The organism is Pseudomonas sp. ENNP23 (assembly GCF_001728945.1).
Lineage (GTDB): Bacteria > Pseudomonadota > Gammaproteobacteria > Pseudomonadales > Pseudomonadaceae > Metapseudomonas > Metapseudomonas otitidis.
The window spans coordinates 1-22,840 of sequence record NZ_LYSP01000034.1 but is presented as its reverse complement, the minus strand read 5'-3'; the positions used below and the strand labels follow the sequence as shown (position 1 = coordinate 22,840).

20 protein-coding genes are annotated in these 22,840 nt (G+C 68.3%); 12 read left to right on the top strand and 8 right to left on the bottom strand.

Annotation, left to right across the window (positions count from 1 at the left end; all coding sequences use genetic code 11):
• Positions 1–8: 8 nt before the first annotated feature.
• Both A9G05_RS18655 and dinG read right to left on the bottom strand, forming a co-directional pair.
• On the bottom strand, positions 9–2,354 hold the full coding sequence (locus A9G05_RS18655) for a beta-agarase (RefSeq protein ID WP_069562394.1): 2,346 nt from the start codon (positions 2,352–2,354) through the stop codon (positions 9–11).
• Between the two features lie 136 nt (positions 2,355–2,490).
• Positions 2,491–4,635 (bottom strand): ATP-dependent DNA helicase DinG, encoded by a 2,145-nt coding sequence (gene dinG / locus A9G05_RS18650; RefSeq protein WP_069562393.1) that lies wholly within the window; start codon positions 4,633–4,635, stop codon positions 2,491–2,493.
• A gap of 94 nt (positions 4,636–4,729) precedes the next feature.
• Between dinG and A9G05_RS18645 the strand changes: the two genes are divergently transcribed.
• Positions 4,730–5,194 (top strand): CopD family protein, encoded by a 465-nt coding sequence (locus tag A9G05_RS18645; protein WP_069562392.1) that lies wholly within the window; start codon positions 4,730–4,732, stop codon positions 5,192–5,194.
• 2 nt (positions 5,195–5,196) lie between these two features.
• Here A9G05_RS18645 and A9G05_RS18640 read toward each other — a convergent pair whose 3' ends face one another.
• The 4 genes from A9G05_RS18640 to A9G05_RS18625 form a co-directional block, all read right to left on the bottom strand.
• On the bottom strand, positions 5,197–5,958 hold the full coding sequence (locus tag A9G05_RS18640) for a collagen-like triple helix repeat-containing protein (RefSeq protein WP_069562391.1): 762 nt from the start codon (positions 5,956–5,958) through the stop codon (positions 5,197–5,199).
• Positions 5,951–6,220, bottom strand: a complete 270-nt coding sequence (locus tag A9G05_RS18635; RefSeq protein ID WP_069562390.1) for a DUF1145 domain-containing protein — start codon at positions 6,218–6,220, stop codon at positions 5,951–5,953. The genes A9G05_RS18640 and A9G05_RS18635 overlap by 8 nt, the downstream gene beginning before the upstream one ends.
• A 198-nt stretch (positions 6,221–6,418) precedes the next feature.
• Complete coding sequence (locus A9G05_RS18630) at positions 6,419–7,144, bottom strand: OmpA family protein (RefSeq protein ID WP_069562389.1); 726 nt, start codon at positions 7,142–7,144, stop codon at positions 6,419–6,421.
• Positions 7,145–7,241: 97 nt separating this feature from the next.
• Positions 7,242–7,940 carry an OmpA family protein gene (locus A9G05_RS18625; protein ID WP_069562388.1) on the bottom strand — a complete coding sequence of 233 codons (699 nt, stop codon included), beginning with the start codon at positions 7,938–7,940 and terminating at the stop codon, positions 7,242–7,244.
• A gap of 149 nt (positions 7,941–8,089) precedes the next feature.
• Here A9G05_RS18625 and A9G05_RS18620 point away from each other — a divergent pair, with 149 nt between their 5' ends.
• Genes A9G05_RS18620 through A9G05_RS18610 form a run of 3 tightly spaced genes read left to right on the top strand, consistent with a single transcriptional unit; the run spans position 8,090 to position 10,216 of the window.
• Positions 8,090–8,587: a DUF6231 family protein gene (locus tag A9G05_RS18620; RefSeq protein ID WP_069562387.1), complete on the top strand. Its 498-nt coding sequence runs from the start codon at positions 8,090–8,092 to the stop codon at positions 8,585–8,587.
• A 2-nt stretch (positions 8,588–8,589) separates the two neighbouring features.
• The gene (locus tag A9G05_RS18615; RefSeq protein ID WP_069562386.1) at positions 8,590–9,060 is read left to right on the top strand and encodes a YchJ family protein; all 471 of its coding nucleotides are present in this window, start codon (positions 8,590–8,592) and stop codon (positions 9,058–9,060) included.
• Positions 9,061–9,112: 52 nt separating this feature from the next.
• Positions 9,113–10,216 carry a hypothetical protein gene (locus A9G05_RS18610; protein WP_069562385.1) on the top strand — a complete coding sequence of 368 codons (1,104 nt, stop codon included), beginning with the start codon at positions 9,113–9,115 and terminating at the stop codon, positions 10,214–10,216.
• A gap of 55 nt (positions 10,217–10,271) precedes the next feature.
• On the opposite strand, the gene A9G05_RS18605 is transcribed toward A9G05_RS18610, so the two are convergent.
• Positions 10,272–10,844 (bottom strand): hypothetical protein, encoded by a 573-nt coding sequence (locus A9G05_RS18605; protein WP_069562384.1) that lies wholly within the window; start codon positions 10,842–10,844, stop codon positions 10,272–10,274.
• Positions 10,845–10,957: 113 nt separating this feature from the next.
• On the opposite strand from A9G05_RS18605, the gene A9G05_RS18600 reads away from it, so the two are divergent.
• The 4 genes from A9G05_RS18600 (at position 10,958) to A9G05_RS18585 (ending at position 15,103) form a co-directional block, all read left to right on the top strand.
• Positions 10,958–11,458 (top strand): LEA type 2 family protein, encoded by a 501-nt coding sequence (locus A9G05_RS18600; protein WP_069562383.1) that lies wholly within the window; start codon positions 10,958–10,960, stop codon positions 11,456–11,458.
• Between the two features lie 8 nt (positions 11,459–11,466).
• Entirely contained in the window at positions 11,467–11,658 is a 192-nt protein-coding gene (locus tag A9G05_RS18595) for an SEC-C metal-binding domain-containing protein (protein ID WP_069562382.1), read from the top strand.
• A 94-nt stretch (positions 11,659–11,752) separates the two neighbouring features.
• Entirely contained in the window at positions 11,753–12,406 is a 654-nt protein-coding gene (locus tag A9G05_RS18590) for a glutathione binding-like protein (RefSeq protein ID WP_069562381.1), read from the top strand.
• 156 nt (positions 12,407–12,562) lie between these two features.
• On the top strand, positions 12,563–15,103 hold the full coding sequence (locus A9G05_RS18585) for a penicillin acylase family protein (protein WP_069562380.1): 2,541 nt from the start codon (positions 12,563–12,565) through the stop codon (positions 15,101–15,103).
• A 229-nt stretch (positions 15,104–15,332) separates the two neighbouring features.
• On the opposite strand, the gene A9G05_RS18580 is transcribed toward A9G05_RS18585, so the two are convergent.
• Complete coding sequence (locus tag A9G05_RS18580; RefSeq protein ID WP_069562379.1) at positions 15,333–16,490, bottom strand: sterol desaturase family protein; 1,158 nt, start codon at positions 16,488–16,490, stop codon at positions 15,333–15,335.
• A 175-nt stretch (positions 16,491–16,665) separates the two neighbouring features.
• On the opposite strand from A9G05_RS18580, the gene A9G05_RS18575 reads away from it, so the two are divergent.
• From A9G05_RS18575 to pdeM, 4 genes are read left to right on the top strand one after another with little or no spacing between them, the layout of a single operon-like run.
• Complete coding sequence (locus A9G05_RS18575) at positions 16,666–17,694, top strand: ligase-associated DNA damage response exonuclease (protein WP_069562378.1); 1,029 nt, start codon at positions 16,666–16,668, stop codon at positions 17,692–17,694.
• Positions 17,691–19,355: an ATP-dependent DNA ligase gene (locus A9G05_RS18570; RefSeq protein WP_069562377.1), complete on the top strand. Its 1,665-nt coding sequence runs from the start codon at positions 17,691–17,693 to the stop codon at positions 19,353–19,355. The genes A9G05_RS18575 and A9G05_RS18570 overlap by 4 nt, the downstream gene beginning before the upstream one ends.
• Positions 19,352–21,823 (top strand): ligase-associated DNA damage response DEXH box helicase, encoded by a 2,472-nt coding sequence (locus A9G05_RS18565; RefSeq protein WP_069562376.1) that lies wholly within the window; start codon positions 19,352–19,354, stop codon positions 21,821–21,823. The genes A9G05_RS18570 and A9G05_RS18565 overlap by 4 nt, the downstream gene beginning before the upstream one ends.
• Entirely contained in the window at positions 21,820–22,482 is a 663-nt protein-coding gene (pdeM, locus tag A9G05_RS18560) for a ligase-associated DNA damage response endonuclease PdeM (protein WP_069562375.1), read from the top strand. Before A9G05_RS18565 ends, pdeM begins: the two co-directional genes overlap by 4 nt.
• Positions 22,483–22,840: the final 358 nt, after the last annotated feature.

Here is a 22,840-nt window from a genome sequence, read left to right as displayed (position 1 = left end):
GGATGGCCTCAGTTCGCGGCGGGTTGCGCCGACGCTGCATCCTTGGTCCCGGGTGCAGGCTGGGCCGGCGCGGGGCTGGATGCCTCGGCTTTCGGGGCTTCCGGCTTGACTGCCTGGGCCTTCGGCGCCTCGGGCTTGGCGGGCTCTGCCTTTGGTGCGCCGGCCGGCTGCTTCGCCGCCGGGGCGGAAGCGGCCAGTTGCGCAGCGACCTCGAGGTTGGTCTTGCGCACCGATTTGACGAAGCCCTCGTAGGGACGGTCGGTGATGGCGACCAGACCAAGGTGACCGTTCTCGCCGTCCAGCAGACGGCCACTGGCGGGCTGGTCGAGGTACTGGAACCAGTGGGCACCGACGATCAGCGGCTCTTCCAGGGCCTTCTTGAGGAAGTTGGCGTAGGCCGGGCCACGCTCCTCTTCCTTGTAGACCTCGGAGACACCGCCCCAGAACGGGCCCCGGTCGCGGGAACCGAAGTGGAACTCGGTGACCATCAGCGGCTTGTCCAGCTTGCGCAGATATTCGAAGTCGTAGCCGTGCTGTGGCTCGCGGGTATAGAAGTTGAAACTCAACACGTCGCAATACTGGGCGCAGGACTCCACGGCCTCCGGCACGCTGGCGGCGAAGCGCCCGCCCAGCAGCAGGTGGTTCGGCGCGTGCCACTTCATCGACTCGGCGATGGTCTTGAAGTAGGTGTCGGCGAAGAAGCGCTGGAAGCGCTTGAGGTCCTCCTCGATGGCCGGGTGCTCGGGATTGGGCAGTGGTGCCTCGAAACCCGGGTCCTCCATCAGCTCCCAGGCCGGCAGATCAATGCCCCAGGCCCGGGACAGGCCCTGCTGGTTGCGGTACTTGTCGCGCAGTTGCTTGAGGAAGGCGCGCTTGGCCGGCACGTCGGTGGTCAGGCGCAGGGTGCCGTAGGCCAGGGCGTAGCGGGACTTGGGATCACTGCCGGGGCCGGCCCAGGCCAGTTCGTTGTCGGCGAAGTAGCCGATCAGCCAGGGATCGTCGCGATGGTCACGGGCGGCAATGGCAATCGCCCGCTCGGCCGCCATGGCGAAGCGCGGGTCGAACGGATCAGGCATGCCGCCCCACCAGTCGAGCCCCGTGCTGATGGTGGCGTAGTCGCCGTGGATCGACAGCGGCAGGGTATAGGGCATGCGCTGGGCAGTGCCGAACTCGGCAGCGCTCCAATTGCCCACGGTGTTGAAACCCCAGGCTTTCAGGCGATCCAGGCTGTGCTCGACCCAGCGCGCGGGCTCCTGCGGACCGTAGGTGCGCTCCAGGTTGGCACGGTAGAAGTCGTACCAGCGGCCATGGTCGAAGGCCCGGCCCTTGTTGGAGCCGGTCTCCCGGCGGCTGTCGCCGTTGCCGTACCAGTTGGCGAGGGGATCACCGTCCTTGGGCAGCGCGGTGAACATGGCCTCGCGGCCTTCGACGTAGGTCTGGCTGTTGTCCAGGGCAACGGTGTTGACGCCCAAGGAGAAAAACGGGTGGCCTTCGGGCGAAACCAGGTACCAGCGGCCATCGTGCTTCTCGGTGCGGAAAAAGCCGCTGGCCTCGAAGCTCGGGCCGCCAAGCCAGCCGCCGTAGGCGTCCTGCTCGGGCAGCTTGGCCTTCCATTCATCGAGCTGCTTGCGCTCCTTCTCGGCGGCGGCCTTGAGCTGCTCGTCGTTCTTGGCCTTCTCCGGCCAGTCGGCGCGGGTGTACTGGCCGTAGGCATCGATCAGACCGGTATAGAAATCGGTCTGGGGGTTCTTGTCCTCGGTGCCGAAGCGGCCCAGCAGGATGTTCTGGGCGGCGTTCGGGCGCTCCAGGGAAACGACGACGGCCGTGACCCTGGACAGGTCCAGCTCACCCTCCACCTCGGTGGCCAGCAGGTAGCGCTTGCCATCCTTCACCCAGGGCTGCGGCGGTGCAGCGCGCATGCCATGGGCGCGGGGCGAGGTGGCGGCCAGGGGCAACAACAGGGTCTGGGCTGGGCCGGCCGGCAGGGCGATGCGGCTACGAAGGGTCTTGCCATCGGCGCTTTCGACGGTGACGTCGAGGGTGATCGCCCAGTCCTGGGCGCTTTGCAGGTGCAGGCTCATGACGCTGGCCTGGGTCCAGTCCCAGGTGCCGCTCTGCGGTGACAGGCGCAGGCTGGGCTTCTCCGCCGGGTTGAAGGTCAGGCGGCGCAGCACCTCGCCTTCGGGCGTGGTTTCGGCGGTGACGCTGGGCAGGACCGCGTCCTGAGTGGTGACGGTGACGGTATCCAGCGGACGCACGAAATTGAACAGTGTTTCGGCCTGGATGGGAGCGCTCATGCCGGCCAGGGCCAGCACGATAGGCAGCAGGCGAGCCGTTTTAGGTGTCGAGAACATCAAGCCGATCCCCAAGAAAAGTCAGTGCATAGACAACGGATACGGCGAATGTTGCCGCTGATCGAATGATCCGTGTCCGCGCGAGCGGGCAATCATCGCAGAGGCAAGCCCGGCGTCAAGCGCCTGGGCCGTCCGGTCATTCGATCTCGCGTCGGAAGGGGGGCAGCGCGTTGAGGATGGCCTTGCCGTAGCGCTGGGTAACCACCCGGCGATCCAGCAGGGTGATGGTGCCGCGGTCGCTCTCGGTGCGCAGCAGGCGGCCGCAGGCCTGCACCAGGCGCAGGGATGCATCGGGTACGGCGATCTCCATGAAGGGGTTGCCGCCACGGGCCTCGATCCACTCGGCCAGGGCTGCTTCCACCGGGTCATCCGGCACCGCGAAGGGGATCTTGGCGATCACCACATGCTCGCAATAGGCACCCGGCAGGTCCACGCCCTCAGCGAAGGACGCCAGGCCGAACAGCACGCTGGGCTCGCCGTCGTCCACCCGGGCCTTGTGCTTGTTGAGGGTCTCCTGCTTGGACAGGTTGCCCTGGATCAGCACCCGTCTGCGCCAGTCACGCTCCAGCCCGTCGAACACGTCCTGCATCTGTCGGCGCGAGGAGAACAGCACCAGGGTGCCTCGGGCGCCTTCCACCAGGCGCGGCAGCTCGCGGGTGATGGCGGCAGTGTGGGCAGCGGCGTCACGGGGGTCGGCCTTGAGGTCCGGCACCCGCAGCAGGCCGGCATCGGTATGGTGGAAGGGGCTGGGCACCACGGCCGTGACCGACTGCCGCGGCAAGCCGGCGCGCATGCGATAGCGGTCGAAGGTGCCGAGCGCGGTGAGGGTCGCCGAGGTCACCAGGGCACCGTGGGCGACGTTCCACAGGTTCCGCCGCAGGGTCTCGGCGGCGAGGATCGGGCTGGCGTTGACCTCGATGTCATAGGCCGAGCCGAACTCGGCGAGGGTCAGCCAGCGCGCCATGGGCGGGCTCTCCTCCGGGTCCTCGGTGGTGAAGGCGGTCCACAACTCCCAGTTGCTCTGGGCGCGGGTCTGCAGGCTGCCGAACAAGGGGTACCACTCCTCGGCCTGCTGGCTGGAGAGGCCATTGGCGCCCTCCCCATCCATGGCTTCCTTGAGCAGTTCGGCCAGGCGGGTGAACAGGTCGTTGAGCTTGGCGAAGCCTTTCTTCAGCTCGATGCCCATCTCCACCAGGTGCTCCGGCACCACGCCACCCTCGAAGCGGTGGCGTGGGCGCTCGCGGCCTTCCATGTCCTCGCCGGCCCGAAAGTCGGCCAGCTCTTCGCAGGCGGTGAACATGAATTGCTGCTGGGCCCGGATCTCCCGCGCCAGCTCGGGCACGTTCTCGATCAGGCGGCCCATGTCCCCCGGCAGCGGGTGCTGGGCCAGCAGCTTGGTGAGGTTCTTGGCCACCGTCTCCAGCCAGTCGGCGGTGGAGCGCAGGCGGGTGTAGTGGGCGAAGTGGCCGATGGCCTTGTCCGGCAGGTGGTGGCCCTCGTCGAACACGTAGAGGGTTTCGCGCGGGTCGGGCAGCACGGCGCCACCGCCCAGGGCGAGGTCGGCCAGGACCATGTCGTGGTTGGTGACGATGACGTCCACCTTGGTCATGCCCTCACGCGCCTTGTAGAAGGCGCATTGCTGGAAGTTGGGGCAATGGCGCTTGGTGCACTGGCTGTGGTCGGTGGTGACGCGGGCCCAGTCCTGGTCCTCGATGGCCTCGGGCCAGGAGTCACGGTCGCCGTCCCAGCGGTTGCCGGCCAGGCGCTCGATCATCTGGTTGAGCAGCTTCTGGCTGCTCTCGTCGACATCGATGCGGAAGCCTTCCTCGGCGAACAACTGCGCGGTGGCGCTTTGCGCCTGACCGTCCTGCAGCAGCATGTCGAGCTTGGACAGGCACAGGTAGCGGCCGCGCCCCTTGGCCAGGGCGAAGCTGAAATTCAGCCCGCTGTTGCGGATCAGGTCCGGCAGGTCCTTGTGGACGATCTGCTCCTGCAGGGCCACGGTGGCCGTGGCGATCACCAGCCGCTTGCCTGCTGCCTTGGCCGAAGGAATCGCCGCCAGGCTGTAGGCCACGGTCTTTCCGGTACCGGTCCCGGCCTCCACCGCCACCACCGCCGGTTCGCCCTGGCGATGCCCTTCGTCATCCTGGGGGATGGCGCCGAGCACCTTGGCCACCTCGGCGATCATCAGGCGCTGCCCATAGCGGGCCTTGAGCCCCTTGGCTTCGAGGAAACGGGAGTAGGCCCCCTGGATCTGGGACTTGAGTTCGGTGCTGAGCATGGGGAGGTTGCGGACGCCGGAGAGCTGGATAAATTTTCAGTACTTTAACAGGGCGGCTATCATACCGCGCCCTGTTTCCGACTGGAGAAACCCGATGACGCCCTTCGCCGCGCTCTACGCTGCCCACGTCCTCGCCGCCCTGGTATGGGTCGGCGGCATGTTCTTCGCCTGGATGGTGCTGCGCCCGGCGGCCGTGACCACGCTGCAGCCGCCAGAGCGCCTGAAGCTGTGGATCGAGGTGTTCCGCCGATTCTTCGTCTGGGTCTGGGTCGCCGTGCTGGCACTGCCGCTGAGCGGCGTAGGGATGATGCACCTGCGCTTCGCCGGCTTCGACGGCTCGCCGCGCTATGTGCACATCATGGTGGGGCTCTACCTGGCGATGCTGGCGCTGTTCCTGCGGGTCAGCCTGCTGCAATTGCCGGAACTGAAGCGCGCCGTGGCGGCGGAAGACTGGCCAGCCGGCGGCGCGGCCCTGGGGCGCATCCGTCGGCTGATGGGCATCAACCTGCTGTTGGGGCTGCTGCTGATGACCATCGCCGCCGCTCGCCCCAGCTTCTGAGGTCAGTAGCGCACCACGTCCATGCGACCGTTCGTGCCGGCCGGGCCCGCCTGCCCCGGCTGGCCGGCGCGGCCTTTCTGGCCACGATCGGTGCTGTAGATCAGGCAGCCATTAGCGGCACCACCCGCGCCGGGGGCACCGGCCTCACCGGCTGGCCCGCCGGCACCGCCCTCGACACGGGCCCGTACCTGCTCCAGCGGGAAGTCCTGGGCCACCTCCAGGCGAATGTGCCCCCCATTTCCACCTTCCCCGCCATTGCCGCCGTTCTGGCCGTCATGGCCCCGGCTGGCCTGGCCCCAGAGGCAGCCACCGGGCTTGCCATCGGCACCGGCCAGGCCGCTGTAGCCCGGCGCACCGATGCCACCGCGTACATCCACGGTGAGTTCGTCGACGGCGACGGTGCCGAGGCGCAAGGTCAGGTCGCGGCCGTCGCTGGCCGGCTTCTTCATGCTGCCGGCCGCGCCGGAGGCGGTGATGTGGCCACCGGTGGCGATCTCGCCCCGGGCAACCTCCAGGCGGAAGGGTTGATCAGCCGAAGCGATGCCGATGCGCGCATCACGCCCCATGCGTAAATCGCCCACCTTGATCTCAGTGATGCTGACGGGCACAACGAGGGTGCCGTGGTCGGCAATCGCCACGCGATCAAGGTTGAGGGTGCCGGTCAGGGCCGGCAGTTTGATGAAGCTGTTGGTTTCAACGGTCACGCTGGTTTCAGCGAAGGCCAACGGGCTGGTCAACAGGGCGAGAAGGCAGAGTCTACGCATGACTGGCCTCCTGTTTCGGCAGGCTGGCCAGGTGGAACACGCCGAAGAGCATCAGTTGCAGGCGGTCCTTCCAGGGATGCGGCCGTGTCCGGAGCTGGGCGTTGTAGAGCAGCGCTTCCAGCACATGCAGGCCGAGCACCAGCAGGGCGAGGCCATTGAGCAGTGTGGAGAAGGGTCGAGCGAAGGGTTCGAACAGATTGGCCAGCACTGCCAGCCAGAACAGCAGGGCAACGAACTTGCCCACCCCCAGGAAGAATTTCATGTCACCCCCTTTTGTTTTTCTAGTGGGGCGACCTTACCCCTAACGCCGCCACAGCCAAATACCCCCGCCGAAATAAAATTTCAGCGACGGTCATCCTGTCCTGGCGACCTTTATGCCTCCCTTCATAAGCCAGATGCCAGCGGTTGATAACAGGCAAAAAGAAGGGGCCTTCCGGCCCCTTCGAGGGTCTGCTGTGTTTCAGCGATCGACGTGGATCTCCACCCGCCGGTTCTGCGCACGGCCCGCATCGGTGCCGTTGTCCGCCACCGGCTGGCTCTCGCCGAACCCCTCGGTGGTGACCTTGCCCGAGGGCACGCCCTGGCTGATCAGGTAGTCCGCTGCACTGCGTGCCCGGCGCTCGGAAAGCCGCTGGTTGTAGCCGTCGGCGCCCACGCTGTCGGTATGCCCGACCACCTTCACCGACACCATCGAGGCCCCGTTCAGACGGGTCGCGATGGTGGCCAGCTCCTGCTTGGCGGCGGCCGTGAGTTCCGCCGAGTCGAAGGCGAACAGCACCTTGCCCAGGTCGCTCAGCACGATCACTTCGTCCTCTGCAGGGGGCGGCGGCTCGTTGCGCACCATGTCGGGGTAGCTCGGCTGCGGGCAACCGTTGTGGTCGACCTCCATGCCAGCCGGGGTGTTGGGGCAGGTGTCGCGACGGTCGAAGACACCGTCACCGTCCGCGTCACCGTCCTGGGCATAGCAGATGAGGCCGCCGACCACCGCACCCGCGACGGCACCGCCCCCTGCCCAGGCTGAACTCTCGATCGCGCCCAGCCCACCGCCGGCCAGCGCACCGATCGCACTGCAGATTGGCCAGTTCCCCTGGTTGAGCGGCGCATCGCCCGTACTGGACGTCGAGGCGCAACCGGAAAGAACACTGCCGACCAGAAGAAAGAGAGCCACCCGTGGAAAGGTACTCATGATGAAGTTCTCCTGTGTCACCGACCGAATGCCGGCAACACAGGAGTAAAGACCCCGGCGCTGCGCTTGCCAAGGCTCAGGCCTCGCGAGGCGTGGCCTAGCGGCGGATGACGATCTCAACGCGGCGGTTCAGCGCGCGGCCTTCGGCGGTCTTGTTGTCCGCCACCGGCTCGCTCTCGCCCGCCCCGCCGACCGACTGCACGCTGTCGGCTGGAATCCCCGAGGCCACCAGGTAGTCCGCCACTGCCTTGGCGCGTTTCTCCGACAGCTTGAGGTTGTAGGCATCGCTGCCGACGCTGTCGGTGTGCCCGGTCACGCTCAGCCGAGCGCTGGGAGCCTCGTTGCGCAGCCGCGCGACGATGGTGTCCAGCTTGGTCTTGTCGGCCGGATCGAGCTTCGCCGAATCGAAGGCGAACAGCAGGTCACGGACCACGATGGTCTCCTCCTTGACCACCACCACCTCTTCCACCTGCTCCACCATCGGAGCCGCTGGTGGGCAGCCATTGGCATCCACCACGGTGCCGGGCGGCGTGCCGGGGCACTTGTCGCGGCTGTCCGGTACACCGTCACCATCCTCGTCGCCATCGCCGCGCGACCAGCAGTAACCAGCCGCCAGACCGCCGCCGAGCAACGCCCCCCACCCCGCCCAGGAACTGCTTTCGATCGCACCCAGCGCCGCACCGCCTACACCGCCTACTGCTGCGCACTTGGGCCAGTCGGTCTTCTGCAGACCGGCGCAGCCGGTCAGCAGAGTCGACACAAGTAGCAAGGGTATTGCTGTCCTTGTGATGCTCATATGCCTGTCTCCTCATGGTTGTCGGCCCGGAAAGCCGATCCCTGGGGAGTAAAGACGCGCCCCCTGCAAACTGCCAGCAAGGCACCCGGCAGAACTAGGCCTGGCTCCGCGGGCAGGCTAGTCTTCGCAGACCTGTCCGAGGAACGACGATGACCCAGAGTTTTTCCACCCGTACACCACAGCAGGCCGTCGCCGCCCTGCTCGACCGCTATGCCCCGGCCCGCCTGCTGCTGGTGGGTAACACCCCGCTGCCGGCGGCCGAAGCCTTCGCCGCCGCCCACCCAGACAGCCGGGTGGAGCACGCCCCCGCCGCGCCGCTGTCCGGTGCCCAGGCGGCCCAGCGCTATGACCTGGCCCTGCTGGCCGACTGCCTGGAGCACCTGCCCAAGCGCACCGGCCTGGAATTGCTGGGCGGCATCCGCAACCTGAACGCCAGCCGCATCGCCGTGCTGGTGGACCTCACTGCCTGCGACTGGCAGGACACCGACTTCTTCGCCCTGGCCCTCCAGGCCACCGAAACCTTCCAGCGCGAAGGTCAGGTGCTGCACCTGTTCACCTACGACCTGCACGAATACAAGCAGGTGCCCGACTGGCTGAACGCCAAGTTCTGGGCCAACCCGGAAAACTTCGGCAAGTACTGGTGGTGACCATGAGCACAACACCCTGTGCCTGCGGCAGCGGCAACCTCCTCGACCAATGCTGTGGCCGCTACCACGCCGGCCAGCCGGCCCCCAGTGCCGAGGCGCTGATGCGCTCGCGCTACTGCGCCTACGTACTGGGCCAGGTGGACTACCTGGTCGCCACCACCCTGCCGAGCCAGCAGGCGGGTCTGGATCAGGACTCGATCAAGGCCTGGAGCCTGGGCAGCACCTGGCTGGGTCTGGAGGTGGAAGCCAGCGAAGTCCTCGGCGGCGCCCCCGAACACGCCCGCGTCACCTTCACCGCCCGTTGGCATGACAGCCAGGGCGAGCACGCCCACCGTGAGCGCTCGTCCTTCGTCCAGCACGACGGGCGCTGGTATTTCATCGACCCCACCGTGCCGGTGAAAGCGGGCCGCAACGACCCCTGCATCTGTGGCAGCGGGCAGAAATTCAAGAAGTGCTGCGCGGGGTATCTCTAGACACAGCTGCGCAGCGAAAGGAATCCACGCCAACCCCAAGAAGGAGACACCCATGGCCAAGCGCCATTTGCTCATCCCCCTGCTCGCCGCCATGGCCTGCGCCAGCCAGGCCGCCGAAGTCCACCTCGGACTCGGCAGCGCCGAACGGGTCACCCGCCTGTTCGCCTACCCCAACAACTGCAACGTCATCTGCTACCGCGACTGGAGCCTGGAGCAGACGGTCGAGCACTACCTCAAGCAGAGCCTGGCCCGCGACGGCCTGGCCAAGGCCTCGGTGAAGGTCCACCGCGACAAGGACGGCGTCTACGCCAACTTCTCCGGCGTGCCGGCCGACTACGGCAAGCCGCTGATGAAGCTGCTGGATGCCGGCGACAGCGCCTACGAAGGCGCCAAGCGCCTGAACCACGACAAGCAGTGGCAGTACAACTGGTACTTCTTCCTGCCGCTGGGCATGGCCCTGGAAAACCGCCGCAGCGTCGAGCTGCTGCACTTCCCGCCGGACTACTCCCTGACCAAGGCGCAGGACTACCTCGAGTCCTCCACCACCAACCGCTGGGCCAGCCTGCTGGTGGTCAACGGCGTGGCCGCCGACGCGACCCCGGGCTACCAGACCATCATCGACATCGCCCCCATCGCCGCCCCATCCGACGCCGGCAGCACCCTGGAATCCGTCTACGACTACTTCACGCCCTACCAGACGCGGATGGTCCAGGAACTCACCGCCGGCAAACCGGCTGCCCTGCCCATGGTGGCGTTCGGCAAGCCGGTCCGGGACTGGGTGAAGAAGCAGTACAACGTCAGCATCGGCGTGCTCGGTCTCGGTCAGATCGACCTCGGCAAGGACCAGAAGGTCCCGGTGCTGGGCAGCAACCACCCGAGCTACATCTGGTACGCCGCCAACCCGGACAACTATGACGGCGACGAAGCCAAGGCCGACGCTGCCGGGCTCAAGGTGATGGGCCAGGACCTCAGCGCCGCCTGCTGGCAAGCCAAGCTGGGCAGCAACCCGAGTGCCGACCCGTCCACCACCCTTTCCAGTTGCAAGCAGACCTGGCAGGTGACCAACAAGGTGCAGACCTGCGAGCTGTTCTACACCTCCATCCGCAAGTACGACGCCGACAAGGCCAAGCAGACCTGTACCGCCCCCCAGGGCTGAAGCAGGACGCAACGGCAAGAACGAAAGAGCCCGCCAGTTCGGCGGGCTCTTTCGTTCACTCCTGCAGCTTCAGGTGCGAGATATCCGGCGGCGGGCCGGCCGGCACCGCCTTGGCCTGGCCCATGTCGCTGCCCACCGGCGCCAGGCTGAACTGGCTGAGGTCCACCTTCGGCGCCACCGGCTCGGCCTTGGCGTCCTGCAGGTCCGCCCCGACCGGCGCGATGCCGAAGTCCGGTGCGTCGACGTCCATGAAGGCCGCCATGTACTCGTCACGCGGGGCCACCTTGAGGCGTCCGGCCGGTGCGGCTGCGGGGGCCGCAGCAGCGGGCACAGGTGCCACGGCAGGCGCCGCCGGCTCGGCGGGTGGCGGGGGCGCCAGCTCCACCTCCTCGACCTCCACGTCCATGTCGCGCACATCCACCCGTGCCCCGGCCCGCTCCAGCGTCACCCGGTATTTTTCCGCCCCGGCCGCATCAAGATTGTTCTTGATCACGATGCGCCGGCCGGAAAACAGCAAGGCTATGCGCTGTGCGTCGGCCTGGAACAGCCTGGCGAGGTTGGCCTTCACCTGGTCGGCATCCGCACCGGGAACCAGTTGGCCGGAGAAGGCGATCTCGTAGCGGCTCATTGGTCACACTCCTGTCCTAAACAGCACGCAGTATGGCGCAGGTTTTTTTCTGCCAACAACAAGTTGCAGCCGAGCAGTTGCTTGTTACACTTGAGCGTCTTCGGAGTATCGCGATGTTTTATCAGGCGCAAACGATAAGAATTCTCAGCCTACTGGTTTTGCTGACCCTCTCTGCCTCAGGCCTTTCCGGTTGTTCCACCTGGCTGACCGGGGGCTTTCGCGATCCCGACGTGCAACTGGTCAAGGTCGACGTGATCAAGGCCCGCCTCCTCGAACAACAGTTCCTGCTGCGCTTTCGCGTGGACAACCCCAACGACGTCAGCCTGCCCATCCGTGGCCTGGCCTACACCGTCTACCTCAACGACGTGAAGCTCGCCACCGGCGAATCCGACACCTGGTTCACCGTCCCCGCTCGGGGCCGCGAGACTTTCGAAGTGCCGGTGCGCACCAACCTGTGGCGTCACATGAAGTACATCGTCAAGCTGCTGGAAAAGCCCGACGAGGTCATCCGCTACCGCCTCGAAGGCGAAGTGAAGACCGGCCTCATGTTCGGCAAGAGCGTGCACCTCGCCCGCAATGGCGAGATAATCCCGGGCAACTACATCCCGGAGTGATCCACCCCATGAGCCAGCACGAACACGTCCATGGTCCCGACTGCAACCACGACCATGACCACGATCACCACCACGTCCACGGCCCGCACTGCAACCATGGCCACCAGGAGCCCGTGCGCAACCCGCTGAAGGAAGTGGGCCGCAACGACCCCTGCCCCTGCGGCAGCCAGAAGAAGTTCAAGAAGTGCCACGGTGCCTGATCCGCACCCGCACAACGAGGCCCGTCTAGTACGGGCCTTTTCGTGTCTGCCGGGAATCCTTTAGGCTGACCGGCCGCTTCAGAGGAGTCCCGCCATGATCGACCTGTATTACTGGACCACCCCCAACGGCCACAAGATCACCCTGTTCCTCGAGGAGACCGGCCTCCCCTACCGGATACACCCCATCAACATCGGCAAGGACGAACAGTTCCAGCCGCACTTCCTCAAGATCGCCCCCAACAACCGCATCCCCGCCATCGTCGACAACGAGCCGGCGGACGGCGGCGAACCGCTCTCGCTGTTCGAGTCCGGGGCCATCCTGCTCTACCTCGCCGAGAAGACCGGGCGCTTCATCCCCCAGGACCTGCGCGGCCGCCAGGAAGCCCTTCAGTGGCTGTTCTGGCAGATGGGTGGCCTCGGCCCGATGGCCGGACAGAACCACCACTTCAACCGCTTCGCCCCGGAGAAGGTGCCCTACGCCATCCAGCGCTACGTCAAGGAAACCGCCCGCCTCTACGGCGTGCTCGACCGCCGCCTGGCCGACCGCGCCTTCGTCGCCGGCGACGACTACAGCATCGCCGACATGGCCATCTACCCCTGGATCGTGCCCCACGCCTACCAGGAGCAGGACCTGGACGACTTCCCCCACGTCAAGCGCTGGTTCCAGGCCATCCAGACCCGCCCGGCCACCGTCCGCGCCTACGACCTGGTGGAGCGCATCAACCCCGCCGCAGCCGTCCGCAAGTAACCGCTGCACCACACCCGGCACCCGTGATGCAGTGGGCGTCGGGCAGTGCTCAGGTGCCCCCGTCGGAAGGCCGGTCATCCGGCCCTTGCGCAGTCCGAAGCCGCTCTCTAACGTAGCGCGTTTCGAACCGCCGCCTTCCCCGGGAGACACCGCCCCATGGCTTCGCCTGCGCCCAAGCGCCTCATCTCCACCTTCTGCCTGGGCGCCGCCCTCAGCGCCATGGTCGGCCTCACCGGCTGCCAGTCCTGGCTGGACAGCCGCTACGCCGACAGCCTGCCGCCCACCTCCGGCTTCCAGCCGGTCAAGGGCCTGGCGCAGAGCGTCTCGATCCGCCGCAACCCGCTGGGCATGCCACTGATCGAAACCACCACCTTCCACGACGCCCTCTTCGCCATGGGCTACGTGCATGCCTCCGACCGCCTCAGCCAGATGGTCGGCCTGCGCCTCATGGCCGAAGGCCGCCTGGCGGAGATGGCCGGCCCGGGCGTGCTGGAGATCGACCGTTTCATGCGTGCGGCCAACCTGCGCAAGAGTGCCGACATCCTCTACAAGAACGCCTCCCCGCGCCTGAAGTCCTTCTTCGAGGTCTACGCCCGGGGCGTCAACGCCTACCTCTACCGCTACCGCGACAAGCTGCCGATGGACCTGGCCGAATCCGGCTACCGGCCCGCCTACTGGAAGCCCGAGGACTCGGTGCTGGTCTTCACCCTGCTCAACTTCGGCCTGGCGGTGAACCTGCAGGAAGAGATCGCCTCCCTGGTCATGGCGCAGAAGGTCGGCGCCGACAAGGTCGCCTGGCTGCTGCCGGTCTACCCCGACGAGAACCTGCCCTTCGACGAAGCCGAAAAGCTCAAGGGCCTCAACCTCGGCGGGCAGATCCCCGGCCTGGCCAGCATCGACCAGGCCGCCGCCCAGGTGGCCGGCCTCGGCATGCTCGGCGTCGCCGCCTCCAACAACTGGGCCATCGCCCCGCAGCGCGCGCGCAACGGCAAAAGCATCCTCGCCAACGACACCCACCTGCCGCTGTCCATGCCCTCCATCTGGAACTTCATGCAGATCCGCTCGCCGAGATTCCAGGCCGCCGGCGTCTCGGTGGCGGGTGTCCCGGCCATCGTCGCCGGCTTCAACGGCAAGCTCGCCTGGGGCATGACCATGGTCATGGCCGACAACCAGGACCTCTACCTGGAGAAGGTCAAGCGCGAAGGCAACCGCCTCTACTACCTGGCCGACGGCAAGTGGCAGCCGGCCATCGAGCGCAATGAGACCTTCTTCATCAAGGGCGAGCGCCCGATCCGCGAAACCATCTTTGAAACCCGCCACGGCCCGCTACTGAACTCCGTACTCGGCCAACGCAAGCACCCGCTGCAGCCGGTGGAGCTGAAGAGCGGCCTGGGCATCGCCCTGAAGACCGTCCAGTTCGAGCAGGACACCACCCTCGACGCCTTCTTCGACCTGTCCCGCGCCCAGTCCGTGGAACAGGCCGCCGAAGCCACCCGCGCCATTCGTGCCATCGGCCTCAACCTGCTCACCGCCGACGCCCAGCACATTGCCTGGCAGGTCACCGGCCGCTACCCGAACCGCCGCGAAGGCCGGGGCCTGATGCCCTCTCCCGGCTGGGACAGCCGCTACGACTGGGACGGCTACGCCGACCCCATGCTCCACCCCTACGACCAGGACCCGCCCCAGGGCTGGCTCGGCACCGCCAACCAGCGCACCGTCCAGGGCGGCTATGGCGTGCAACTGTCCAACTCCTGGTTCTACCCCGAGCGGGCCGAGCGCATCGCCCAACTGGCCGGCAGCGGCAAGCACGACACCCGCAGCATGATCGCCATGCAGTACGACCAGACCACCCCCTTCGCCACCAAGCTCAAGGCCATGTTCGAAGACCCGGCCATGGCCCAGCCGCTCAAGCAGGCCATCGACGCCCTGCCCGGCGCCGAGCGTGACCGTGCCCGCGAAGCCCTGAGCCGCCTGCTGGCCTTCGACGGCAACCTCGCCCCCACCTCGGCCGACGCCGTCTACTACGAAGCCTTCCTCCACGAGAGTGCGCGGCAGATCTTCCTCGACGAACTGGGCCCGGACACCAGCCCCGCCTGGCAGGCCCTGGTGGAGACCGCCAACCTCTCCTACTCCGCCCAGGCCGACCACCTCCTGGGCCGCGCCGACAGCCCCTTCTGGGACGACGTGCGCACCCCGCAGAAGGAAGACAAGCCCGCCATCCTCGCCCGCAGCCTCGCCGCCGCCGTCAGCTTCGCCGAAGGCAAGCTCGGCGCCGACCGCCGCAACTGGCAGTGGGGCAAGCTGCACACCTACACATGGGCCACCGACACCACCCGTCTCGCGCCCTACATGAGCGCCAGCCAGCGCACCGGCATCAACGCCATCAAGGGTTACCTGGACCGCGGCCCCTACCCCGCCGGCGGCGACATGAACACCCTCAACGTCTCCGGCTACAACTGGGGCAACGACTTCGACACCTGGCTGATCCCGGCCATGCGCATCATCGTCGACTTCGGCCAGCCGGAACCCATGATCGGCCTCAACAGCTCCGGCCAGTCCGGCAACCCCGCCAGCCCGCACTACGCCGACGGCATCGACGCCTGGCTCAAGGCCCGCTACCTGAGCTTCCCGTTCCAGTCTCAGAACCTCGACGGCGTCTACGGCACCAAGCGGCTGATGCTCACCCCGCAGAAATGATCACCCCCACGCGGAACTCCCCGCGTGGTGGCTGTCTATGTAAACGGACTTACTCCATAGATCACATCTTCAGGGCGCCCTCACCGGCGCCCTTTCTTTTGCCCGTGAAAAGCCTCAGCGCCAACCTTGCGGAAAATGCGCGGATGTAGCCCGGGCTTCAGCCCGGGAGATCGGCAAGAAGGGAAAGCCAGGGAAAGCGGCCCCTGCATTGCACAGGGGCCGCCCGGGTTCAGGACGCCTTGGGCTTCACCGGCGCCTTGGGCTCCGGCTTCAGGAAGGGATACAGGTGCTGGCGCAGGATGCCGTCCGGCAGCGGCTTGCCGAACACCCCGTAGCGGGTCGGCCACTCCTTCGGCGGCAGCTTGAAGGTGCCGAACACCATGTCGACGATCGGCAGGTGGATCGCATAGTTCTTGTAGATGTAGTCCGGGTGCCGAGCGTGGTGCCAGTGGTGGTAGCGCGGTAGCACCAGCAGGTAGTTCAGCCAACCGCCATCGATGCGCACGTTGGCGTGGGCCAGCACCGCCTGCACACCCACCAGGATCACGTAGGCGTTCATCGCCTGGGGCGAGAAGCCCATCAGCATCAGCGGCACCAGCACCCCGGTACGGGTCAGCAGGATCTCCACGAAGTGGATGCGCGAGCCCGCCAGCCAGTCCATCGCCGTGCTCGAGTGGTGCACCGCATGGAAGCGCCACAGCCAGGGCACCACGTGGTACAGGCGGTGCAGCCAGTACTGGCCGAGGTCCGCCACCAGCACCGCGAGGATGAACTGTAGCCAGACCGGCATGGACTGCACGCCGGCCTGGAAGGTCGCCGAGACCGCCCAGCCCCCCAGCAGGGTGGAGGACGCGGTGACGAAGATCAGGATGAACTGCACCAGCATGTGGCTGACGAAGAAGTACGCCAGGTCCGTGCGCCAGTGCGGCCGCAGGATGTTCTGCTCCGGGTCCTTCGCGTACAGCTTTTCCAGCGGGATGAAGACGATGGCCGACACCAGCAGCGCCAGCACGAACCAGTCCAGCCCCAGGGAATAGGGCGTCTGGCCGATGGTCTCGAACTGGATGTTGGTGCCCCCCAAGAACACCGCCAGCCCCGAGGCCGCGATGCCGGTGAAGCCCAGGCGCTTGCGCCGGTTAAGCAGGATGTTCAGCGTGCCCAGGCTGAACGACAGCACCAGGCCCACCAACAGCACCGTGCGAGCGAACTGCTCGCTGTAGACCTTGCGGAACTCCGCAAAGGTCAGCCACTCGGGAAACAGGAAACACAGCACCGCGCAGAGGCTCAACAGGCCCAGTGCCGCAGACAGGTAACCACTGATACGCCCTTCCCCGACCCGGAACGGGGCGTGGCCATGGCGCTGGAAATAGGCTTTGAGAGCCTCCATCGGACATCCTCCTTGAAACCGGCCTTCTGGCCGTTCACGATCTTGACGCACCAGCCGCGCTCCAGGCCACCTCCGGCGACGAATGCCGCGTCCAACTGCGACGTCCATCGCGTTGAGGGCGAACCAACCAGCGCGCTGCCGGGTCAGCAACCACGAACCCACAGCAAGGCATCCCATGGACCTGGTCGTCGCCCGGCCGGAGGGCCTCTACTGCCCGCCCGGCGATTTCTACATCGATCCCTGGAAACCCGTCGCCCGCGCCGTCATCACCCACGGTCACGGCGACCACGCCCGCAGCGGCAACGGCCACTACCTCACCGCCACCCCCGGTGCCGGCGTGTTGCGCGCCCGCCTCGGCGACGTGCCCCTGCAGACCCTGGACTACGGCGAAGCCCTGCTGCACAACGGCGTGCGCATCAGCCTGCACCCCGCCGGCCACGTGCTCGGTTCCTCCCAGGTGCGCCTGGAACACCAGGGCCAGGTCTGGGTCGCCTCCGGTGACTACAAGACCGAAGCCGACGGCACCTGCGCTCCCTTCGAGCCGGTGCGTTGCCACTGCTTCATCACCGAATCCACCTTCGGCCTGCCCATCTACCGCTGGCAGCCCCAGGCCCAGGTCATGGGCCAGGTGCGCCAGTGGTGGCAGGCCAACCGTGCCGCCGGGCGCGCCAGCGTGCTGTTCAGCTACGCCTTCGGCAAGGCCCAGCGGTTGCTCCACGGCCTGGCGGACGATCCGGGCCCGATCCTCGTCCACGGCGCCGTGGAGCCCCTCAACCGCGTCTACCGCGAAGCCGGCGTGCGCCTGGCCGACACCCGCTACGCCGGCGAACTCAAGCGCAACGACCCGCTGCTGCGCGAAGCCCTGGTCATCGCCCCGCCCTCCGCTGCCGGCAGCACCTGGATGCGCCGCTTCGGCGACTACAGCGACGCCTTCGCCAGTGGCTGGATGCTCCTGCGCGGCGCCCGTCGCCGCCGGGGCGTGGACCGCGGCTTCGTACTCTCCGACCACGCCGACTGGCCCGGCCTGCTCTGGGCCGTGCAGCAGAGCGGCGCGGAGCGGGTCTTCGTCACCCACGGCTCGGTCCCCGTGCTGGTGCGCTACCTGCGCGAACAGGGCCTCGACGCCCAGGGCTTCAGCACCGAGTACGGCGACGAGGACGACACCCCCGACAGCGCCGACGCCATCCCGGAGGCCCCCGCATGAAGGCCTTCGCCGACCTCTACGTGCGCCTCGACGCCAGCACCTCCAGCAACGCCAAGCTCACCGCCCTGGAGGACTACTTCCGCCAGGCCAGCGCCGAAGACGCTGCCTGGGCCGTGTACTTCCTCAGCGGCGGCAAACCGCGCCAACTGGTGCCGGTGCGCCAGCTCAAGGCCAGCACCCTGGCCGTCACCGGCCTGCCCGAATGGCTCTTCGAAGAGAGCTACCAGAGCGTCGGCGACCTCGCCGAAACCATCGCCCTGCTGCTGCCCCCCGCCGCCAGCGACAGCCAGGAGGGCCTCGCCCACTGGCTGGAAGAGCACCTGCTGCCCCTGCGCGGCCTGCCGCCGGCCGAACTCACCGAGCGCCTGTCGCGGCTCTGGGCGCGGCTCGATCGCGACGGCCTGCTGGTGTTCAACAAACTCATCACCGGCGCCTTCCGCGTCGGCGTCTCGCGCCTGCTGGTGACCCGCGCCCTGGCCAGCCTCAGCGGCCTGGACCCCAAGCGCATCGCCCAGCGCATGGTCGGCTACACCGACATCAGCCGCGTCCCCAGCGCCGACGGCTACCGCCGGCTGATCGCCGCCGAAAGCCCCGACGAGCACCGCGAACGCGGCGGCCAGCCCTACCCCTTCTTCCTCGCCCACCCGCTGCAGCTGGAGCCCGAGGCCTTCGACGAACGCCTCGGCCCGCCCGGCGACTGGCTGGCGGAATGGAAGTGGGACGGCATCCGCGCGCAACTGGTACGCCGCGACGGCCAGCTGTGGATCTGGTCCCGGGGCGAAGAGCTGGTCACCGAGCGCTTCCCCGAGCTGCACGCCCTCTGCCGGCAGTTGCCCGACGGCTGCGTGATCGACGGCGAACTGCTGGTCTGGAAGGACGGCCGCGCCGAGCCCTTCGCCCTGCTGCAACAGCGCATCGGCCGCAAGCGCCTGACCCGCCAGGTGCTGGAAGACGCCCCCGTGCGGGTGCTGGCCTACGACCTGCTGGAATGGCAGAGCGAAGACTGGCGCAGCCGCCCGCAACAGGCCCGCCGCGCCCAGCTCGAACAGCTGCTGGCAGGGCTCGACACCCCGTTGCTGGGGCTGTCCCCGGAAGTCGCCGGCGCCACCTGGGAGGCCCTGGCCGCTGAACGCCAGCGCGCCCGCGAACAGGGCGTGGAAGGCCTCATGCTCAAGGCCCGCGACGCCCGCTACGGCGTCGGCCGCACCCGCGAGGACGGCACCTGGTGGAAATGGAAGCTCGACCCCTACAGCGTCGACGCCGTGCTCATCTATGCCCAGCGCGGCCACGGCCGCCGCGCCAGCCTCTACACCGACTTCACCTTCGCCGTCTGGGCCGAGGGCGAAGGCGACGCCCCGCGCAGCCTGGTGCCCTTCGCCAAGGCCTACTCCGGGCTCACCGACGAGGAGATGCGCCAGGTGGACGCCATCATCCGCCGCACCACCGTGGAGAAGTTCGGCCCGGTGCGCAGCGTCACCCCCAGCCTGGTGTTCGAGCTGGGCTTCGAAGGCATCGCCCGCTCGCGCCGGCACAAGAGCGGCGTCGCCGTGCGCTTCCCGCGCATGCTGCGCTGGCGCCGCGACAAACCCGTGGAGGACGCCGACACCCTGGCCAGCCTGCACGCCCTGCTGGGCAACGCCCCGACAGAGGACGATGCATGAGCCGACCCTCCGACGCCTGGTTCAACGCCCAGGGCTGGACGCCCTTCCCCTTCCAGCGCCAGCTCTGGGACGCCGCCCGCCAGGGCCGCTCCGGCCTGCTCCACGCCACCACCGGCTCCGGCAAGACCTACGCCGCCTGGTTCGCCGCCCTCGACGCCATCGCCCCCGGCACCGCCAGCCCCGCCAAGCCGCTGCACCTCTCGGTGCTGTGGATCACCCCCATGCGCGCCCTGGCCGCCGACACCGCCCGCGCCCTGCAGGCGCCCCTGGACGCCCTCGGCCTGCCCTGGAGCCTCGGCCTGCGCACCGGTGACACCGGCAGCAGCGAGCGCGCCCGCCAGGCCCGGCGCCTGCCCAGCGCCCTGGTCACCACCCCGGAAAGCCTCACCCTGCTGCTGACCCGCGCCGACGCCGCCGAGGCCTTCGCCCACCTGCAGATGGTGGTGGTGGACGAATGGCACGAACTGCTCGGCAGCAAGCGCGGCGTGCAACTGCAACTGGCCCTCGCACGCCTGCGCCGCTGGCACCCGCAACTGGTGACCTGGGGCCTCTCTGCCACCCTCGGCAACCTCGAACACGCCCTGGAGGTGCTGGTACCCGACGGCCAGGGCCTGCTGCTGGAAGGCCGCCAGGACAAGGCCCTGGCAGTGGACACCCTGCTCCCCGACAGCGTCGAGCGCTTCCCCTGGGCCGGCCACATGGGCCTGCGCATGCTGCCCAAGGTGGTCGCCGAACTGGAGGCCAGCCCCAGCAGCCTGGTGTTCACCAACACCCGCTCCCAGGCCGAACTCTGGTACCAGGCCCTGCTGGAGGCGCGGCCCGACTGGGCCGGGCTGATCGCCCTGCACCATGCCTCGCTGTCCCGCGAGGTGCGCGAATGGGTCGAGGACGCCCTCAAGCACGGCCGGCTCAAGGCCGTGGTCTGCACCTCCAGCCTCGATTTGGGGGTGGACTTCCTGCCCGTCGAACGGGTCCTGCAGATCGGCACCACCAAGGGCATCGCCCGCCTCATGCAGCGCGCCGGCCGCTCCGGGCACGCCCCCGGCCGCACCTCGCGGGTCACCCTGGTGCCCACCCACAGCCTGGAACTGGTGGAGGCCGTCGCCGCCCGCCAGGCCGTGGCCGAGCGCCGCATCGAAGCCCGGCAGAGCCCGGAAAAGCCCCTCGACGTGCTGATGCAGCATCTGGTCAGCATGGCCCTGGGGGGCGGCTTCCAGCCCGACGCGCTGCTGGCGGAAGTGCGCGGCGCCTGGGCCTACCGCCACCTCGACGCCGCCGACTGGGCCTGGTGCCTGGCCTTCGTCCGCCATGGCGGCAGCTCCCTCAGCGCCTACCCCGACTACCAGCGGGTGGAGCCCGACGAGCAGGGCCTCTGGCGCGTACCCAACCGCGCCCTGGCCCGGCGCCACCGGCAGAGCGTCGGCACCATCGTCGGCGACGCCAGCCTGCAGGTGCGCTTCTGGGGCAAGGGCGGCGCCGCCGGCCACCTCGGCAGCATCGAAGAAAGCTTCATCGCCCGCCTGCGCCCCGGCGAGGTATTCCTCTTCTCCGGCCGCCACCTGGAACTGGTGCGGGTGGAAGGCATGACCGCCTACGTACGCCGCTCCAGTGTCCGCAAGGCTGCCATCCCGCGCTGGAACGGCGGGCGCATGCCACTCTCCAGCGAACTGGCCGCCGCCCTGGTGCACCAGCTCGGCGAGGCCGCCCAGGGCCGCTACGACAGCCCCGAGCTGCAGCTCGTGCGCCCGTTGCTGAGCCTGCAGGCCGCCTGGTCCGCCCTGCCCGAGAACGACAACCTGCTGGTGGAGCGCCTGCACTCGCGGGAGGGCTGGCACCTGTTCCTCTACCCCTTCGCCGGCCGCCACGTGCACCTGGGCCTCGCCAGCCTCCTGGCCTGGCGACTGGCCCGCCAGCGCCCCGGCACCTTCTCCATCGCCGTCAACGACTACGGCCTGGAACTGCTGGCCGCCGAAGACCCCGACTGGGACGACGCCCGCCTGCCCGCCCTGCTGGAGGACGGCGACCTGCTCACCGAACTGCTGGACAGCCTCAACGCCAGCGAGCTGACCCGCCGCCGCTTCCGCGAAATCGCCCAGATCGCCGGCCTGCTCTACAGCGGCCCGCCGGGGGCGCACAAAAGCACCCGCCAGTTGCAGGCCTCCAGCAGCCTGTTCTTCGACGTGTTCCGCCAGTACGACCCGGACAACCGCCTGCTGCACCAGGCCCGCGACGAAGCCCTGCGCCAGGAGCTGGACCTGCCACGCCTGGCCGACGCCCTCGCCCGCCTGCGCCAGCGGCGCCTGGTGGTGAAGGACGTCGAACGCGCCACCCCGCTGGCCTTCCCCCTGCTGGTGGAGCGCCTGCGCGAGGGCCTGAGCACCGAGAAGCTCGCCGACCGCATCGCCCGCATAGTGGCGCAACTGGAAAAAGCCGCCGACGCCCCGCCCAGACGGAGGCGCCGCCCGTGAACACCCACCTCGACGTGGACCTGGCCGGCACCCGCCTGCGCCTGCTGGGGGACCGCGCCCTCTACTGGCCGGACCAGCACTGCCTGCTGATCGCCGACATCCACTTCGGCAAGGCCGCCAGCTTCCGCCGCCTCGGCCAACCGGTCCCCGCCGGCACCACCGCCGCCAACCTGGCGCGGCTGGACCGCCTGCTGCACCGCCACGACACCCGGCGCCTGGTCTTCCTCGGCGACTTCCTGCACGCCCGCCACGGGCGCCACGACGGCCTCTGGCAGGCCCTGGCCGACTGGCGCGAACGGCATCCCGCACTGCACATCGACCTGGTGCGCGGCAACCACGACCGCCACGCCGGCGACCCGCCCGCCAGCCTCGGCATCGACCTGCACGAGGCCGAACTGCTGCTCGGCCCCTTCGCCCTGCGCCACGAGCCCGAACCCCACCCAGAGCGCCACGTCCTGGCCGGCCACCTGCACCCCTGCCACCGCCTGCGCGGCCCCGGCCGGCAGAGCCTGCGCCTGCCCTGCTTCGCCCTCGGCCGCAGCGTCAGCCTGCTGCCGGCCTTCGGCGAATTCACCGGCGGGCTGGAACAATCGGCCACCCCGGGCACCCGCCTCTACCTCTGCGGCGACGGGGGCGTCTGGCCGGTGCCGACGGCCTGAAACCACCGATCCGGGCCAACGACTGAACGTGTCGGCCCCGAGGGGGTCAGAACAAGGGCATTGTTCATTGCTCCCTGTGGCGCCCTCGTGGCGCCTGCTTTTTTTGGGGAGCAGTCCATCTGAAGCGCACTCCGAAATTGCATGTGGCTGAGAAGTTGAGGCAGGGAACCTGCCCCTTCAGGAGGCCGAGCGCAGTCGTTGCGCAGGGGGACGAGCGGCATGGATGCCGCGAGAGGCGCGCCAGGCCATGGATGGCCCATCGCGCCGGCCCCCGAAGCAACGATGGAGCGAGGGGAGTCCCGCGAAGCGGGACCCGGATGCAGGGGCGAGCCTTTTTGGTTTCTTTTTTGGCGACTGG

Bases quoted from the DNA above. Each gene is read 5' to 3' on its own strand.
- A9G05_RS18600 (WP_069562383.1), top strand. From the start codon at position 10,958: ATGTTTTATCAGGCGCAAACGATAAGAATTCTCAGCCTACTGGTTTTG.
- A9G05_RS18575 (WP_069562378.1), top strand. From the start codon at position 16,666: ATGGACCTGGTCGTCGCCCGGCCGGAGGGCCTCTACTGCCCGCCCGGC.
- dinG (WP_069562393.1), bottom strand. From the start codon at position 4,635: ATGCTCAGCACCGAACTCAAGTCCCAGATCCAGGGGGCCTACTCCCGT.
- A9G05_RS18580 (WP_069562379.1), bottom strand. From the start codon at position 16,490: ATGGAGGCTCTCAAAGCCTATTTCCAGCGCCATGGCCACGCCCCGTTC.
- A9G05_RS18640 (WP_069562391.1), bottom strand. From the start codon at position 5,958: ATGCGTAGACTCTGCCTTCTCGCCCTGTTGACCAGCCCGTTGGCCTTC.
- A9G05_RS18570 (WP_069562377.1), top strand. From the start codon at position 17,691: ATGAAGGCCTTCGCCGACCTCTACGTGCGCCTCGACGCCAGCACCTCC.
- A9G05_RS18655 (WP_069562394.1), bottom strand. From the start codon at position 2,354: ATGTTCTCGACACCTAAAACGGCTCGCCTGCTGCCTATCGTGCTGGCC.
- A9G05_RS18565 (WP_069562376.1), top strand. From the start codon at position 19,352: ATGAGCCGACCCTCCGACGCCTGGTTCAACGCCCAGGGCTGGACGCCC.
- A9G05_RS18615 (WP_069562386.1), top strand. From the start codon at position 8,590: ATGAGCACAACACCCTGTGCCTGCGGCAGCGGCAACCTCCTCGACCAA.
- A9G05_RS18635 (WP_069562390.1), bottom strand. From the start codon at position 6,220: ATGAAATTCTTCCTGGGGGTGGGCAAGTTCGTTGCCCTGCTGTTCTGG.
- A9G05_RS18590 (WP_069562381.1), top strand. From the start codon at position 11,753: ATGATCGACCTGTATTACTGGACCACCCCCAACGGCCACAAGATCACC.
- A9G05_RS18610 (WP_069562385.1), top strand. From the start codon at position 9,113: ATGGCCAAGCGCCATTTGCTCATCCCCCTGCTCGCCGCCATGGCCTGC.
- A9G05_RS18595 (WP_069562382.1), top strand. From the start codon at position 11,467: ATGAGCCAGCACGAACACGTCCATGGTCCCGACTGCAACCACGACCAT.
- A9G05_RS18645 (WP_069562392.1), top strand. From the start codon at position 4,730: ATGACGCCCTTCGCCGCGCTCTACGCTGCCCACGTCCTCGCCGCCCTG.
- A9G05_RS18620 (WP_069562387.1), top strand. From the start codon at position 8,090: ATGACCCAGAGTTTTTCCACCCGTACACCACAGCAGGCCGTCGCCGCC.
- A9G05_RS18585 (WP_069562380.1), top strand. From the start codon at position 12,563: ATGGCTTCGCCTGCGCCCAAGCGCCTCATCTCCACCTTCTGCCTGGGC.
- A9G05_RS18605 (WP_069562384.1), bottom strand. From the start codon at position 10,844: ATGAGCCGCTACGAGATCGCCTTCTCCGGCCAACTGGTTCCCGGTGCG.
- A9G05_RS18625 (WP_069562388.1), bottom strand. From the start codon at position 7,940: ATGAGCATCACAAGGACAGCAATACCCTTGCTACTTGTGTCGACTCTG.
- A9G05_RS18630 (WP_069562389.1), bottom strand. From the start codon at position 7,144: ATGAGTACCTTTCCACGGGTGGCTCTCTTTCTTCTGGTCGGCAGTGTT.